This window comes from Salipiger marinus (assembly GCF_035481585.1).
GTDB classification, from domain to species: domain Bacteria; phylum Pseudomonadota; class Alphaproteobacteria; order Rhodobacterales; family Rhodobacteraceae; genus Salipiger; species Salipiger marinus.
Genome location: NZ_JAYKSL010000004.1, coordinates 52045 through 66663 on the forward strand (window position 1 = coordinate 52045; position 14619 = coordinate 66663).

14 protein-coding genes are annotated in these 14619 nt (G+C 65.5%); 1 reads left to right on the top strand and 13 read right to left on the bottom strand.

Translation table 11 applies throughout. The features are described from left to right. Positions 1 to 8: 8 nt before the first annotated feature. The 12 genes from VK682_RS06700 to VK682_RS06755 form a co-directional block, all read right to left on the bottom strand. Positions 9 to 287 (bottom strand): EthD domain-containing protein, encoded by a 279-nt coding sequence (locus tag VK682_RS06700; RefSeq protein WP_089850108.1) that lies wholly within the window; start codon positions 285 to 287, stop codon positions 9 to 11. Positions 288 to 292: 5 nt separating this feature from the next. Continuing rightward, a complete protein-coding gene (locus VK682_RS06705) occupies positions 293 to 1213 on the bottom strand; it encodes a dihydrodipicolinate synthase family protein (RefSeq protein WP_230795334.1) in 921 nt (306 codons plus the stop codon). Then, on the bottom strand, positions 1213 to 2142 hold the full coding sequence (locus tag VK682_RS06710; protein ID WP_230795335.1) for a dihydrodipicolinate synthase family protein: 930 nt from the start codon (positions 2140 to 2142) through the stop codon (positions 1213 to 1215). Before VK682_RS06710 ends, VK682_RS06705 begins: the two co-directional genes overlap by 1 nt. Then, positions 2139 to 2573 (bottom strand): MaoC family dehydratase, encoded by a 435-nt coding sequence (locus tag VK682_RS06715; RefSeq protein WP_230795336.1) that lies wholly within the window; start codon positions 2571 to 2573, stop codon positions 2139 to 2141. Before VK682_RS06715 ends, VK682_RS06710 begins: the two co-directional genes overlap by 4 nt. Then, entirely contained in the window at positions 2566 to 2967 is a 402-nt protein-coding gene (locus VK682_RS06720; RefSeq protein ID WP_230795338.1) for a hotdog family protein, read from the bottom strand. The genes VK682_RS06715 and VK682_RS06720 overlap by 8 nt, the downstream gene beginning before the upstream one ends. Positions 2968 to 3047: 80 nt before the next feature. Then, a complete protein-coding gene (locus VK682_RS06725; protein ID WP_230795339.1) occupies positions 3048 to 4208 on the bottom strand; it encodes an acyl-CoA dehydrogenase family protein in 1161 nt (386 codons plus the stop codon). A gap of 39 nt (positions 4209 to 4247) precedes the next feature. After that, positions 4248 to 5450 carry a CaiB/BaiF CoA transferase family protein gene (locus tag VK682_RS06730; protein ID WP_230795341.1) on the bottom strand — a complete coding sequence of 401 codons (1203 nt, stop codon included), beginning with the start codon at positions 5448 to 5450 and terminating at the stop codon, positions 4248 to 4250. Positions 5451 to 5634: 184 nt separating this feature from the next. Next, positions 5635 to 6870: a saccharopine dehydrogenase family protein gene (locus VK682_RS06735; RefSeq protein ID WP_230795343.1), complete on the bottom strand. Its 1236-nt coding sequence runs from the start codon at positions 6868 to 6870 to the stop codon at positions 5635 to 5637. 52 nt (positions 6871 to 6922) lie between these two features. Beyond that, complete coding sequence (locus tag VK682_RS06740) at positions 6923 to 8017, bottom strand: carboxynorspermidine decarboxylase (RefSeq protein ID WP_089850124.1); 1095 nt, start codon at positions 8015 to 8017, stop codon at positions 6923 to 6925. 194 nt (positions 8018 to 8211) lie between these two features. Then, positions 8212 to 9126, bottom strand: coding sequence for a glycosyltransferase family 2 protein (locus VK682_RS06745; RefSeq protein ID WP_230795345.1), 915 nt, complete (start codon positions 9124 to 9126; stop codon positions 8212 to 8214). A 520-nt stretch (positions 9127 to 9646) separates the two neighbouring features. Continuing rightward, positions 9647 to 12106: a hybrid sensor histidine kinase/response regulator gene (locus tag VK682_RS06750; RefSeq protein ID WP_230795347.1), complete on the bottom strand. Its 2460-nt coding sequence runs from the start codon at positions 12104 to 12106 to the stop codon at positions 9647 to 9649. 136 nt (positions 12107 to 12242) lie between these two features. Then, positions 12243 to 12764, bottom strand: coding sequence for a putative pterin-binding protein (locus tag VK682_RS06755; RefSeq protein WP_110506218.1), 522 nt, complete (start codon positions 12762 to 12764; stop codon positions 12243 to 12245). 362 nt (positions 12765 to 13126) lie between these two features. Here VK682_RS06755 and VK682_RS06760 point away from each other — a divergent pair, with 362 nt between their 5' ends. Continuing rightward, a complete protein-coding gene (locus VK682_RS06760; RefSeq protein ID WP_324781640.1) occupies positions 13127 to 13741 on the top strand; it encodes a response regulator in 615 nt (204 codons plus the stop codon). Between the two features lie 12 nt (positions 13742 to 13753). Here VK682_RS06760 and VK682_RS06765 read toward each other — a convergent pair whose 3' ends face one another. After that, positions 13754 to 14563, bottom strand: coding sequence for an ABC transporter permease (locus VK682_RS06765; RefSeq protein WP_089850131.1), 810 nt, complete (start codon positions 14561 to 14563; stop codon positions 13754 to 13756). Positions 14564 to 14619 lie beyond the last annotated feature (56 nt).

The window sequence follows — 14619 nt, forward strand, 5'->3', positions numbered from 1 at the left end:
GGCGGATTTCAGCTTTGCGTCAGGCGGATGCGGCGGAAATTGCGCACCTTGTCGCTAAACGGCCCGAACCCTTTGATAGCAGCGAATTCCGGCGTTTCATAGGCTTCGGGCCCGGTGATCGTATAGATCGCCACATGGCGCGGCCCGCCTTCCAGACATTTCTCGCGCCGCGCATCCAGCCAGCCGGGACAGGCCAGAATGTCGGGCAGATGGCGGTTTTCATACCAGTCGTCAAAGGCGGCCTCAAATTCCGGGTCGATGTCGACAAAAACGATATGGGTCTGCATGGCGCTTATCCGATCAGATCCAGACAGGGGCGCAGCGCCGCCATCAGCCCGTCCAGTTCGTCGCTGTGCAGGCGTGGCGTGGGGGCGCGGCAGGCGGGGCTGTCGATGCGGCCAAGCTCGGCCAGACAGGCCTTGAGCCGGGCCGCCGCCAGATGGCCGGGCGCGCCATAGACCACGCGGGCCAGATCAAAAAGGGCGGTATGCACCTCCAGCGCCTCGGGGATGCGGCCCGCCGTCACATGGGCGTCGAGCGCCGAGATCAGCTCGGGCACCAGCGCCGACAGGCTGACCGCCGAGCCGTCGCTGCCGATCAGGAAACAGGGGAACAGATGTTCATCCCCCGAGGCCATGACCGCCACGTCGGGGCGCAGCTCGCGCGCGATGCGGCGGGTGGTCTCGTAGGATTTGACCTCCCAGCTGCCTTCCTTGATGCCCGCGACGCTGTCGATTTCCAGCAGGCGGCGCAGGGTGTCGGGGGCATAGGCGGTGCGCCCCGCCCCCACCGATCCCTGAAACAGGTAGACGGGCGCGCCGGTGCCTTCGGCAATGCCGCGATGATGCGCCAGAATGGCGCGCGGATCGGCCCCCAGCGCCCATGAAAAGGGCGCAAAGACCATGATCGCATCGGCCCCCGCCGCCAGCGCCGCCTGCGCATCCGCCACGGCAAAGGCGGTGTTTTCGGCGCTGACGGCGGCAAGGATGCGGCGCTGGCCCGCGACGCCGCGCGCCACCCGCACCACCTCGGCCTGCTCGGTGCGGCTGAGATGAATGCCCTCGCCGGCATGGCCGTTCAGCAGCAGCCCCGCCTGCCCCGGATCGGCCAGCACCAAGGCCAGATGGCGTTCAAGGCTGGCATGGTCCAGCGCGCCGCTTTCGGTCATCGGGGTGATGGTGGCGGCGTAAAGCCCGCCGCGGTCGGCCCGCATCACAGCACCTCTGCCGCGATCAGCGCGCGGCGCACGCCCTCGCGGATGTCGTCGGACTGCGGCAGCAGCGGCAGGCGCGGGCTTGGGTTGCGGATCACCCCCATCATCTGCAGCCCGTCCTTCATGCGGCTGTGCATGTCGATCACCGGCGCCGGGCCGTAGATGGCGCGCACCACCGGGTAAAGCCGGTCATTGGCGGCGCGCATGGCGGCCAGATCCATCGCCTCGGACGCGCGCCACAGATCGGCCAGCAGCCCCGGCACAAGGCTCGCCAGCCCCGACAGGATACCATCGCCGCCCAGCGCCACCTGCGCAAAGAACCAGTGGAAGTTCGAAGGCAGCATCGCCGTGTCGGGTGACGCCGCCTTGATGGCGCGGCGGTTCTCGTCATAGGCCAGCAGCGTGGCCGAGCCTTCTTTGACCGCGATCACCTCGGGGATCTGGGCGATTTCGGCCAGAACCGGGGTCGACAGGCCAAAGCCGGAGGCGATGGGAAACTGGAAATGCGACAGCGGCATCTGGAGTTCGCGCGCCAGCAGTTCATACATCCGCACGGCGGCGGGGGTGCTGGCATTGCCGCCGCCCAGCGCCTCGGCGGGGAAGATCACCGCGACATCGGCACCTGCCGCGCGCGCGGCTTCGGCCTGACGCAGCGCGTCGGGAATGCCGGTGGGCACCACGCCCGCCAGCAGCGGACGGCCCGCGCCGATCTGGTCGCGGGTGCGGCGGATCACCTCGGCGCGTTCGGCATCGCTGAGCGCCGTCGCCTCGCCGGCATGGCCGTTGACGAAGACGCAGTTCGTGGTTTCGGGGCGGGCGCAATGGTCCAGAACGGCGGCATAGCCATCCCAGTCGATGGCGCCGCTGTCGTCGAAGGGCAGCACGGTGGCCACCGTGATGCCGCGCAGATCCTTGCCGGTCAGGGTCATGATGTGCCTTTCTTTCGGGGGAATTTCAGCGTGGCATCGGCGCGCAGCACCTCGATGCCGTCTTCGTTGCGGGCGGAGGCCTGCCAGTCCACGGTGCGGTTTTCCACATCGCGGGCCGAGATCCAGATGTCGAAGGTGACGGTGTCGCCATAGCGCACGGCGCCGGTGAACCAGAAACTGTCACGGATTGACACGCCAAGCGTGCCCACCAGTTCGGCGGTCAGCACCGAGGTGCAGATGCCCGCCACGAGGATCCCCGGCGCCAGCCTTTCGCCAAAGCGGGTGCCTGCGGCATAGTCCTGATCCACATGCACCGGGCCAAAATCGCCGGTGGCGGCGATATACATGGCGCCATCGGCTTCGGTGATGGTCTTGGCGACCGAGACCCGGTCGCCAACGGAGAGCTCGTCGATCTGGCGGATGTCATACATCGGGGGCCACCGGGACCATGCGCGCCTCGCCCTCGATCACCTGCGCGTCCTGCACATGGCCCGAAAGCTGGAAGGTGAGCGTGCCGTTGGTGGCGCCGACCGTGGCGGTGGCGGCGAGCGTTTCGCCAAGCGTCAGCGCGCGGGCAAAGCGGAAGGAGATCGCGCCAATCCGCCAGTCCGGCCCCGCCAGCCGCGCGAGTGCTGTGGTGAAAAGCGCCCCCGCCACCAGTTCGAACACCGCCATGTCGGGCAGGCCCTGCGCCTGCGCCTGCCTGCGGTCGACGTAAAGCCCGCCAAGATTGCCGGAGATGCCGGTGAAAAACCCCTGCTCGGCTACGCTGAGCGTCTTGCGGAAGGTCAGGGACTGGCCGGGTTCGGGACGGGGCTGGGTCATGTCGCGCTTTCAGCTGGAGGGGCGGCAGCGGGGGCCAGCCCCCGCACCCCCGGAGTTTAGGGGCAAGATGAAGGGCAGGCTCAGAGCGTGAGGCCGCGTTTGATGATCGAGCGGGCGATCAGCATGCGGTGCACTTCGGAGGTGCCGTCATAGATGCGGGTGACACGGGCGTCGCGGTAGATGCGTTCCAGCGGCAGTTCCTTGGTGAAGCCGTAGCCGCCGAAGATCTGGATGCCGCGATCCGCGACCCGGCCCAGCATTTCCGAGGCCTGCACCTTGACCATCGACACCTTGTCGCGCGGGTCGAGCCCCTGATCCACCTCCCATGCGGTGTTGAGCACCATCATGCGGGTCGCAAAGATCTCCATCGCGCTGTCGGCGATCATCTGCTGCACCATCTGGAAGTCACCGATGGGCTGGCCGAACTGCTGGCGCGTGGCGGCATGGTCGCGCATCATGTCGAGCACGCGCGACGCCATGCCCACGGCACGGGCGCCGATATGGCCAAGCCGGATGCCGCCGACATTGGCCATCATCACCCGGAAGCCCTGCCCCACCTCGCCCAGCACCTGCAACTTGGGCACGCGCACCTCGTCGAAGGTCAGTTCGGCATGGCCATAGCCGCGATGGCCCATCATCTTCTGGGTGCGGGTGACGCGGAAGCCGGGCGTGTCGCGGTCCACCAGAAACAGGGTGATGCCGCCCCGGGCGCGTTGTTCGGCATCGGTCACCGCCATGACGATGGTGTAATCCGCGATGTCGCCATCCGAGATGAAATGTTTGGTGCCGTTCAGCACCCAGTGGTCCCCGTCGAGCCGGGCATGGGTCCTGATCGCGGCGGCATCCGATCCGGCCCCGGGTTCGGTGATGGCCATGGCGCAGATCTTGTCGCCGCGGACGGTGGGATAAAGATAGCGCTCGCGCAGATCGCCGGTGAGCGCGTCCAGCATCGGATAGACCTGCCCGAAGATGCGCCGGATCAGCGCGTCGGAGGTCTGGCCCAGCTGTTCCTCGACCAGACACATGTCGAGCACCCCCAGCCCGCCGCCGCCTGCCGCCTCGCTCATGTTGAGCGCATAGAACCCCAGCGCCTGCGCCTCGGCCTTGAGGGCGGTCAGCGCGTCGGGGGGGATCTGGCCGGTTTCTTCGGTGACCGCCTCCAGCGGCTGGACCTTTTCGCGCACGAAGCGGCCCACCGCCTCGGTCACCATTTTCATCTCGTCCGAGATCGTGAAATCCATCTGTCCTGCTCCTTTGGGATCCGGAATGCGGGATCGGGCTCAGCCGCGCATCCGGTCGGACTGCACCACCACACCGGAGGCCAGCAGCTGGTCGATCTGGTCCGCCTTGAACCCGGCTTCGGTCAGGATTTCGCGGCTGTGCTGCCCCAGCGCGGGGGGCGTGCGCCGCACCGGCGGGGTCTGGCCGTCATAGCGCACCGGATGGGCCAGCATCACCATGGGCGTGCCCTGCGCGGTCGGCGCTTCGGTGAAGGCGGCCAGATGCGCCACCTGCGGGTTCTGGCGCAGCCCGTCGTAATCCACCACCTGCTCGTGCCAGATCCCCGCCGCCGCCAGCCGCTCCATCGCCTGTGCCGTGTCGAGCCGCGCCATGCCGCCCGCCACGCGGCGCGACACCTCGCCCCGGCGGTCGAAGCCGTCTTTTTCGGTGAACTCCATGAATTCCGGCAGATCCAGCGCCCGGGCCAGATCGGCGGGTTTGGACATGGAGATCATCACATGCCCGTCACCGGTGGCGTAGATGCCATAGGGGGCGGGGCTGAACCAGTTGGCCATGCCATCGCTGCCGCGCGGCCCCGCGCGGTCGGCGCCGTTCATCCATGCGGTGATCGATTCCCCCTGCAGATCCATGGCGGCCTGCAGCATGTTGACCTCGACCCGCCGGGCCACGCCGGTGCGTTCGCGTTCGAAAAGCGCCGCCACGATCCCCGCCACGGTCAGCGCCGCCGCGTGGTGGTCGATGGGCACCGAGCCCACGGCGACCGGGCCGCTGTCCATGCTGCCGGTATGGGCGGCAAGTCCCGACATGGCCTGCAGCAGCACATCCTGCCCGGGCCGTTTTGCATAGGGGCCATCGGCGCCATAGCCGGTGGTGGCGGCATAGATGAGGCGGGGATTGACCGCGCGCATCTCCGCCTCGGAGAGGCCGAGCTTGTCGAGCGTGCCGGGGCGGAAATTCTCCATCACCACATCGGCGGTCTTCAGCAGTGTCTTCACCGTGGCGATGCCTTCGGGGGATTTCAGGTCAATGGCGATGGAGCGCTTGTTGCGCCCGGTGGTGATGTGATTGACCGAGGTGTCATCGACAAAGCGGTTGGCCACCGCCCAGTTGCGCTGGAACGCGCCGGTCAGCGGTTCCACCGTGATCACATCGGCGCCGATATCGCCCAGATGCTGCGCGGCGGCAGGCCCCGAAAGAAAGTGGTTGAAGCTCAGAACCCGGATTCCGTCCAGCGCGCCCATATCTGTCCCCTGATGTTGCAGGCCAAGCCTAGGGGAGATGCGGGGGGCTGGGAATATATCGGGCTATGCTATCTGACAGCCAGAGAATTTGCGAAACAAATAGTTCAGCAGACAGGCAAACGCCCGCCCGGAGCGGTCCGGACGGGCGGTTGTAAAAGCGCTGTGGCCTAGGCCCCGGCGGAGATCAGGCGTTCCAGGGCCGGTCGCCCTGCGCGTCCTTGATGCGGGTGGGCAGGCCCATGCCGTCCAGCAGGGTGAAGAACGGCTTCGGATCCATCTCCTCGACATTCTTCATGGTGCCCGCGTCCCATTCGCCGGTGGCGACCAGCATGGCGGCGGCAACGGGGGGCACGCCTGCGGTGTAGCTGATGCCCTGACTGCCCACTTCTTCATAGGCGTCCTTGTGATCGGCGACGTTGTAGACAAAGATCTCGACCTCTTCGCCATCCTTCACGCCCTTGACCAGATCGCCGATGCAGGTCTTGCCGGTATAGTCGGGGGCCAGCGAGGCGGGATCGGGCAGCACGGCCTTCACCAGCTTGAGCGGCACGACCTCCTGCCCTTCGGCGGTGGTCACCGGCTGTTCCGACAGCAGGCCAAGGTTCTGCAGCACGGTGAAGACGTTGATGTAATGCTCGCCAAAGCCCATCCAGAAGCGCACATCGGCCTGCGGAAAGTTGGTGGCCAGAGAATGCACCTCGTCATGGCCGGACTGATAGGCGCGCTGCGTGCCCACCACGGGCAGATCCCAGTCGCGCCCGCTTTCAAACATCCGGGTTTCCTTCCATTGCTGGTCTTCCCAGTAATAGACGGTGCCGGTGAATTCGCGGAAGTTGATCTCGGGGTCGAAATTCGTGGCGAAATACTTGCCGTGCGATCCGGCATTGATGTCCACGATGTCGATGCTTTTCACCTCGTCCATGCGGTCGATGGCAAAGCGGGCAAAGGCATTGACCACGCCCGGATCGAAGCCCGCGCCAAGGATCGCGGTCACGCCGCGTTCCGCGCAGAGATCGCGCTTCTTCCATTCGTAATTGCCATACCACGGCGGGATTTCGCAGATCTTGGCCGGATCTTCGTGGATCGCCGTGTCGATATAGGCGGCGCCCGTGTCCAGACAGGCGTCGAGCACGGTCATGTTGACGAAGGCCGAGCCCACATTGATGACGATCTGCGCGCCGGTGTCGCGGATCAGCGCGGCCACGGCGGCGCTGTCCATCGCGTCGACCTGATGCGCCTTGAGCACGCCATCAGTTTTCATCGCGGCCTTGTCGCGGACCGTCTCAAGGATCGCCTCGCATTTGGAAAGCGTCCGGCTGGCGATGTGGATCTCGCCCAGCACATCGTTGTTCTGCGCGCATTTATGCGCCACGACCTGAGCGACGCCGCCTGCGCCGATGATGAGAACGTTGCGTTTCAACTCAAGGGACCTCCTTCGTTATGTCCGGTTGGGGTGAAGCTGCGGCCACGCGTCACGACAGCGCGGCAGCAAAATCCTCATAGGTGAAGCCGCGCACCAGACGTTCGGTTCCGTCCAGTTCCCGGATGGCGATGGCGGGCATCTGCACGCCGTTGAACCAGTTCTTCTTGACCATGGTATAGCCCGCCGCATCGTCGATGCTGAGCCGGTCGCCCGGTTTCAGCGGCTGCGGAAAGCGGAATTCGCCGAAAATGTCGCCCGCGAGACAGGATTTTCCGCAGATCATCCACTCTTCGGGGCCCTCGTTCGGGAGCATCTTGGCGCTTTCGCGGTAGATCAGCAGATCAAGCATATGCGCCTCGATCGAGCTGTCGACGATGGCAAGGTTCTTGCCGTTATGCAGCGTGTCGAGCACCGTCACCTCCAGCGTGGTCGACCGGGTGATCGCCGCTTCGCCGGGTTCCAGATAGACCTGCACCTCGTTTTCGCCCGCGAACCGCTTCAGCCGTTCGGCGAGCCGGTCCAGCGGATAGCCCTCGCCGGTGAAATGGATGCCGCCGCCAAGGCTGATCCACTCCATCTGGCGGATCAGGGGGCCAAAGCGCTGTTCGATGCGGTCCAGCATGGCGTCGAACCGCGCAAAATCGGCGTTTTCGCAGTTGTTGTGGAACATGAAGCCGCTGATCTGGTCCAGCACGGGCGCGATGGTTTCGGGATCATGTTCCCCCAGCCGCGAAAAGGGCCGCGCCGGATCCGCCAGATCGAAGCTGGAGGTCGACACGCCGGGATTGACGCGCAGCCCGCGCGTGTGCCCGCGCGACACCGCTTCGAACCGCTGCAGCTGTGCTGCGGTGTTGAAGATGACCTTGTCCGAAGAGGCCAGCACCTCGTCAATCTCGTGATCGGCCCAAGCGACGGAATAGGCGTGGGTTTCGCCCGGAAACTTTTCGCGCCCCAGCTTCACCTCGAAGAGCGAGCTGGAGGTGGTGCCGTCCATATACTCGCTCATCATGTCAAAGACCGACCATGTGGCGAAACATTTCAGCGCCAGCAGCGCCTTGGCGCCGGAGGCCTCGCGCAGCGTCGCGATCTTTTCAAGGTTGGGCAGCAGGCGGGACTTGTCGATCAGGTAGTAGGGCGTCTGCATGGCGTGGCGCCTCCGGTCATGGGCGGTCGATTGGAAACAGGCACTATACGCGCTCCTGCACCGCAAAACAATGGTCTGTCATCATGTCAGCGGGGTGACGAAAAAAAAGACAGGTGCCCGGGGGTTTGGGCACCTGTCCTGGTCAGGAGGTCGGCCGGGCCTGTCCGGCCGCCCCCTATGCGATGGGCCGTGGCTTAGTGGCAGAACAGCGCGGTGCGCAGCGGGCGCGGCAGCAGCGGAGCCACGAAGGCGCCGCACAGCGTTTCCGCACCCCGGCGCAGGTCCGAGAACCAGCCGCGCGGGCTTTCGCAGAAGCCAGCGCAGGCCAGCCGCAGCGCCTGCATCGGCGGGGCGCCCACGCGCAGGGCGCGGCGGGCAAGATGGCGCAGATGGATCGCCTCGGCGCGGCGGTCGCTGAAGACGCCGTAGCGCGCGGCGGTGGCCAGCGCCACGCGCCGCCCTTCCTTGACGCCGGTCACATCCATGGACAGGCCCGTCGGATTGGTGCGGAACTGCACCAGCGCCTCGTCCAGACCGACCATGCGGTGTCCGTCCCCCACCAGCCGGATCAGCCATTCCAGATCCTCGGCATGGGTCATGTCTTCGTTGAAGCCGCCGCTGGCGGCCAGCACTTCGGCCCGGACCGCGACATTGGACATGGTGCAGACCGGATTGTCCTGCACCAGCCGCGCCACGGTGAGGTCACCCCCCGGCACGCTGGTCACGCTGCAGATCTGCGGACCGTTGCAGAATTCCACGCGGGCAAAGGCGGCATCGATGCTGCTGTCGCGGAACAGCTCGTCCAGACGGGCCAGCTTTTCCGGGTGCCAGATGTCATCCGCGTCGCAGAAGGCGATGATGTCGCCATTGGCGTAATCGATCGCCATATTCCGGGCCGCCGCCTGTCCCACGCCCTGATTTTCAAGGAAGATGAACCGCGGATCCCCGCGCGAGGCGCAGACCGCTGCAAGCCGCGTGTCGTCGTAGGACGCATCATCAATGATCAGGACTTCCCAGTCCCCCTCGGTCTGTGCGCGCAGACTGTCGATCGTTTCAGAGATGGTGAAAGCGGCATTGTAGCAGGGCACGACGATGGAAAAGCGGGGCATGTCAAAAAACCTTTGCGCACAGCAAGCGAACGACGGGATCAGGCGCGAACCGGGTGAGGCAGGGAGCAGGACGGACCCGCCCCCCGGTTGCGCCAAATATGTGTAGGACGGCACCCGTGGCATTCCGGACGCGACGCTTGGGCAAGCAAGGCCGGGTCCGAAGGCTGGGGCGCATCGTCATGAGGCGGGCTCCGTAGGGCGCGGGCGCCAGTCAGCCCGCCCCCCTTTCTACCAATGCGCGTATTAAAATGTCGTTTGCGCCACTGGAGAGTCTCCACACCCATGCGCACAGCCCCCTACCCGAAGGGGTAGGATCTCCTGCCCATCATGACTTGGAACAAATCCGCAGAATCGGCTTTCCGCCCCTGTCCGCGCGGGATCAGGCGCGCTGCGCGCCAGCGCGTGCGCAGGATGCGAGTCGCCCCGTCCGGCGCAGAACATCAAGCAGCTGATTTCCAAAGAAAAACCGCCCGGATGCGGATCCGGGCGGCTGTCTGGGACATGTCCCAGCAAGCAGAAGTCAGGCGGCGGCCATCCGCGCCTCTAGCTCGGCGCGGCTGCGGCTCCAGAGCGGCTGCAGCGCGGCCAGATCACCCTGCGCCGGACGCTCGCCCCGCTTGATCCGCGCCTCGATCCGGATCAGCGCCGCACGCATGGCCTCGGCGCCAAAGGTACCGCAGGATCCGGCGCATTTATGCGCGGTCGCCGCCAGATCCGCCGCATCCGGCCCGGATTTGGCCAGCGTGATCACGGCATCATCCATCTCGTCAAAGAACCGCGCCAGCAGCCGCGCGCCCGCTTCCTGCGGAACGTTGCGATGGAAATGCGCCAGCACCGTATCGTCGATCAGCGGCTCGCTGGCGGGCGCGGCCTCCACGGCGGGGGCTTCGGCGTTTTCCCCGGCAGCGGCGGCACGCAGCGTCGCAAGCAGCTTCTGCCGCTCCACCGGCTTGTTCAGACAAGCCTCCATCCCCAGCCGGTGAAAGCGCGCGCGCTCTTCGGGCAGGGCATGCGCGGTCAGCGCCACGATCGGCGTGTTGCGGGAGGCACCATCGCCGCCGCGGATGTGCTGCACCGCCTCGGTGCCGTCCATGATCGGCATGGAGATGTCCATCAGGATCACGTCAAACCTGTGCCGCGCCGCCTGATCGACGCCTTCGCGGCCATTCTCCGCCTCGACCACCGAATGCCCAGCGGAATCCAGCATCTCGCGCACGATGAAACGGTTGATCTCGTTGTCCTCGACCAGCAGCACGTCGAGCGGCGCGCCAGTATCCTCGGGGGCGGACCATGCCTCGACCAGACGTTCGACCACGGCCTGCGTCGGCGCCAGCGGCACGCGGAACCAGAACAGGCTGCCCTCGCCCGGCTCGCTTTCCGCGCCGATCTCGCCGCCCATCAGCTTGACGAACCGACGCGCGATGCCCAGCCCCAGCCCGGTGCCGCCGGTTTCCCGCGCATAAGACGAATCCAGCGTCTCGAAATCGTTGAAGACGCGCTCCAGATCTTCCTCGGCGATGCCGATGCCGCTGTCGGAGACGCGGAATTCCACCATGCTCTCGGCGCCGGGCAGACATTCCACCTCCACCTCGATCTCGCCCTGACGGGTGAATTTCGCGGCATTGCCCACAAGGTTCAGCAGCACATGGCGCAGACGGCGCATATCGCCCTCGACGCCGTCGCGCGGCGCGCCCACCCATTGCCAGCTCAGCGTGTTGCCATAGCTTTCGGCAACCGGGCCCGCCGTGTGCATCACCCCGTCCAGAAGCTGCGTGATCGAGAAGGGTTCGGATTCCGCCTTCATCTTGCCGGCCTCGAACTTGGCCAGATCCAGCACGTCATTGACCAGCCCCAAGAGCAGCTCGCCCGAGGCCTGCATCCGCTCCAGCAGATCGGCCTGACGCGGGCTGAGCGGCTGGTCATGCAGCAGCTGCATGGTGCCCAGCAGACCGTTCAGCGGCGTGCGCATCTCGTGGCTCATGACGGCAAGGAATTCCGACTTCACCCGTTCGCCCGCCAGCGCGCGGTCGCGCGCCTCGCGCAGTTCGGCCTCGTCATTCTTGCGGCGCGAGATGTCGCGGATATAGGCGACATACAGCGGCAGCCCCGCCTCGGAACGATCAATGGCGAATTCCGCCGGGAAAAGCCGCCCGTCGCGCGACCGCACCGTCACCTCGAAATGCCGCTCTTCCAGACGCGGACGGCGCAGCTGTTCGGCAAAGGCGAAGGCGCCGTGGCGCTGCGCCTCGGCCTCGTCATGCGGCAGCAGCAGATGCATGGCGGACCGCCCCCGCGCCTCGGCGCGGGTATAGCCGAACATGCGCTCCGCCGCCGGGTTGAATTCGCGGATCGCCCCGGACTTGTCGAACACCACGATGGCATTGGGCGAGGTTTCGACGATGGTCCGCATCCGGCCCGCCGCACTTTCCACCTGATGCGCCCGGCCCTGGGCCAGCCGGAACAGCCGGAACAGCGTGAAGGCCACCATGGCCAGCGCCACGAACAGCACCGCCAGCACGATGCCCAGATAGGCCAGAAGCTGCATCACCCCTTCGCGCCGGTCGTCGGAAATCCCGGCATAGGCGGTCAGCGCCGCCAGCGAGAAGGAGCGCACATCCTCGTTCACCTGTTCCGCGCGTTCGGCCAGAAGGGGCAGCGACGCGCGCAGGTCGGCATCGGGGGAATCTATGAAGGGCACGCTTTCAGAGAGAAAATCCCGCACCCGGGTGCGCGGCCCCCTGAACTGGGGATCGTCGCGCATGGCGCGATACATCTCGCCGCTTTCGATGGTGGCCATGCGGCTGTAGAACACGTCAAAACGGCGGCGCACGCTTTCCAGCGCGGTGGGATCCTCCTCGGCGTCCCGCAGCGCGATCCGGAACCGCAGGAATTCTACGTCCGCCTGCGCAAGGCTCCACTGGACGTTGTCGGAATTTGCGGTGGACAGATCGTCCACCCCGCGCAGGACCAGAAGCGCCATCCACGCGACAAGGGCCACAGACAGAACGAGAGCGGCTGTCGCCGCTCCCGTCTGGACCCATCCGGTCCGGCGGTTGGAAAAATCGTCGTAGCCGGCCAATTCGCTAATCCCGGGAGCATGAAACCTGCCTCCCGGTTTACTCAACCACAACGATGCGGTCCAGTTGCCAAATACTGCGGGAGTAGATGACTTCCGACTGGTAGCTGGCGTTCAGGTCGTAGGGGTAGACCACCCAGAGCGGGCCCTTGTCGCGGACGGGCATTTCCTCGCCGTCGTTGAGATAGGCAAGAATGGGGCCGTCCTGCACCCAGTCCTCGCGCGGGATGTCCACCGCGTAATCGTTGATCGCCGTGGCCTTCATCGAACTGCCCGTGGCGCCCACGGCCTCCATCAGCTCCGACAGCGGCACGCCGGTGAAGGTCTGCGGCCCCTCTGTCCAGATGGTCGAGGTGGTGAAGGTCACCGTCTCCATGCTTTCCAGCATCGCCCGGTCAAAAACCGCAGCTTCGTCTTGATTTGTCACGGAAATTTCTCCCGTGACGGTCAGCAGCGGCTCACCTTCCGGCATGGGCAGGGCCTCCTGCGCGGCCACGGGTGGCGCCACCAGCAGAACCAGCGTCGTGAACACGGTCAGGAAAGGGCGGGCAAGGAGGGACATGGTTTCGGATCCTCTGGGGCTTATTGTCTTTTCGCACAGAACCGTTATTCAGTGTTATAGGTGCAAAGGGACTGTATCCTATCCGAACGGATAGGCACCGCACCTAAAGACCTTGGCAGATCACCATCTTCCTGTCTTGTTCCGCCCCTCTCCACAACGTGGTCCCGGGGTTGCAAAGATCGAACCAGCGCCGGTCGCTGTCTTCCCTGCCGCAAGGATTAACCATAAAATGACCGCATTTGCCTGTTCTGAAAAGAATGTCGTTTACCTTTGACGACCCAGTGATTCGTCCAGTAGGTGCAAGGAGAGTAGTAATGAATGTTCAGCGGGACGTGCAGGCCATGCAAAAAAACTCCGGCGCAATGCGCGTCCTGATCGCGGATGACCACGATCTGCTGCGCGACACCCTGGAGGTTTTTCTGGAAGGTGAGGGAAATTTCGAGACGGTGACCGTCGCCACCTTCGCCGAGGCCGAAAAGCTGTGCCTGCGCGGCGACCGTTTCGATCTGGTGCTGCTCGACTATTCCATGCCCGGCATGAACGGGCTCGAAGGTCTGAAGCGGATGCTGGATCTGAACGGCGAACGCCGCGTCGCCATCATCTCCGGCACCGCCAACCGCGAAATCGCCGAACAGGCGCTGGCGGCGGGCGCCGCAGGCTTCCTGCCCAAGACGCTGTCGGGCAAGTCGCTGGTCAATGCCGTGCGCTTCATGGCCATGGGCGAACAATACGCCCCGCTCGATTTCATGCGCGCCGAGGACGAGGCCGCCAGCAACCCGCTGGCCGAACGCCTGTCGCGCCGCGAGCTTGAGGTGCTGGAAGGCCTGACGCTGGGCAAGTCCAACAAGGAAATCGCCCGCGATCTGGATCTGCGCGAACCCACCGTCAAGCTGCACGTCAAGACGCTCTATCGCAAGATCGGCGCCTCGAACCGCACGCAGGCGGCGATGATCGCCAAGGAGGCCGGGCTGTTCTGAGCCCGCGCCGCCTCAGCGCAGCAGCGGCCCGCGGCGCAGCCGCAGCCGCGCGCGGCGCTCCTGCGGCAGATGCCGGTTCAGCCTGCGGTTGACGATCCCGAAGACCCCCACGATGGCCAGCGTCAGCAGGATGAAATATCCCGCAAGGATCGGATAGGGCACGAAGGGGTTGAAGGTCTTGTCGGCGAAATAGCTGGCATAATACAGCGCGTCGCCGCGCTGCTGCCATGCCGGAAAGCCGGAAAAGAATACCAGCGTCGTGGCGTGGAACAGAAAGATCGCCTCGTTGGTATAGGCGGGCCAGGACAGCCGCAGCAGCGTCGGCCAGATGATGCGCCGGAACCGCGGCCAGCCCGACAGCCCATAGGCATCCGCCGCCTCCACCTCGCCCTTGGGCACCGACATCAGCGCGCCATAGAAGATCTCGCCCGAATAGGCGGCGGTGTTGAAGAACAGCACCAGCGCCGCCCCCAGCCATGCCGAACTGAACGGGTCAAAGACCGGCGACACGCCCTTCAGGCTGAGGAACAGGAAATAGGCAAAGAAGAACTGGATGAACAGCGGCGATCCCCGGAACAGGAAGATCACCCATTCCGCCAGCTTGCGCAGCACGCGCACCTTCGACGCCTTGCCCAGCGCCAGCGCCGTGGCCAGAAAAAACCCGCTCACCAGACTGATCAGGCCGAAATAGATGTTCCACAGCATCCCCGACCCGATCAGCACGACCTGCTGGCACAGCGTGAAATTGTCGCGCGGCAGCAGCCGCTCGCCAATCCCCAGCGACCGCAGCCCGTAATCGGCAATCGTCTCCCAGCAGCTCACGCCCGCCCCTTCTTCTTGGTAAAAATATCCCGGGGGACTCGCCCGCAGGGCGAGGG

What these genes read in the sequence shown, in the direction of transcription:
- VK682_RS06700 (WP_089850108.1), bottom strand. Translation starts at nt 287, where the DNA reads ATGCAGACCCATATCGTTTTTGTCGACATCGACCCGGAATTTGAGGCC.
- VK682_RS06705 (WP_230795334.1), bottom strand. Translation starts at nt 1,213, where the DNA reads ATGCGGGCCGACCGCGGCGGGCTTTACGCCGCCACCATCACCCCGATG.
- VK682_RS06710 (WP_230795335.1), bottom strand. Translation starts at nt 2,142, where the DNA reads ATGACCCTGACCGGCAAGGATCTGCGCGGCATCACGGTGGCCACCGTG.
- VK682_RS06715 (WP_230795336.1), bottom strand. Translation starts at nt 2,573, where the DNA reads ATGTATGACATCCGCCAGATCGACGAGCTCTCCGTTGGCGACCGGGTC.
- VK682_RS06720 (WP_230795338.1), bottom strand. Translation starts at nt 2,967, where the DNA reads ATGACCCAGCCCCGTCCCGAACCCGGCCAGTCCCTGACCTTCCGCAAG.
- VK682_RS06725 (WP_230795339.1), bottom strand. Translation starts at nt 4,208, where the DNA reads ATGGATTTCACGATCTCGGACGAGATGAAAATGGTGACCGAGGCGGTG.
- VK682_RS06730 (WP_230795341.1), bottom strand. Translation starts at nt 5,450, where the DNA reads ATGGGCGCGCTGGACGGAATCCGGGTTCTGAGCTTCAACCACTTTCTT.
- VK682_RS06740 (WP_089850124.1), bottom strand. Translation starts at nt 8,017, where the DNA reads ATGCAGACGCCCTACTACCTGATCGACAAGTCCCGCCTGCTGCCCAAC.
- VK682_RS06745 (WP_230795345.1), bottom strand. Translation starts at nt 9,126, where the DNA reads ATGCCCCGCTTTTCCATCGTCGTGCCCTGCTACAATGCCGCTTTCACC.
- VK682_RS06750 (WP_230795347.1), bottom strand. Translation starts at nt 12,106, where the DNA reads ATGGCGCTTCTGGTCCTGCGCGGGGTGGACGATCTGTCCACCGCAAAT.
- VK682_RS06755 (WP_110506218.1), bottom strand. Translation starts at nt 12,764, where the DNA reads ATGTCCCTCCTTGCCCGCCCTTTCCTGACCGTGTTCACGACGCTGGTT.
- VK682_RS06760 (WP_324781640.1), top strand. Translation starts at nt 13,127, where the DNA reads ATGCGCGTCCTGATCGCGGATGACCACGATCTGCTGCGCGACACCCTG.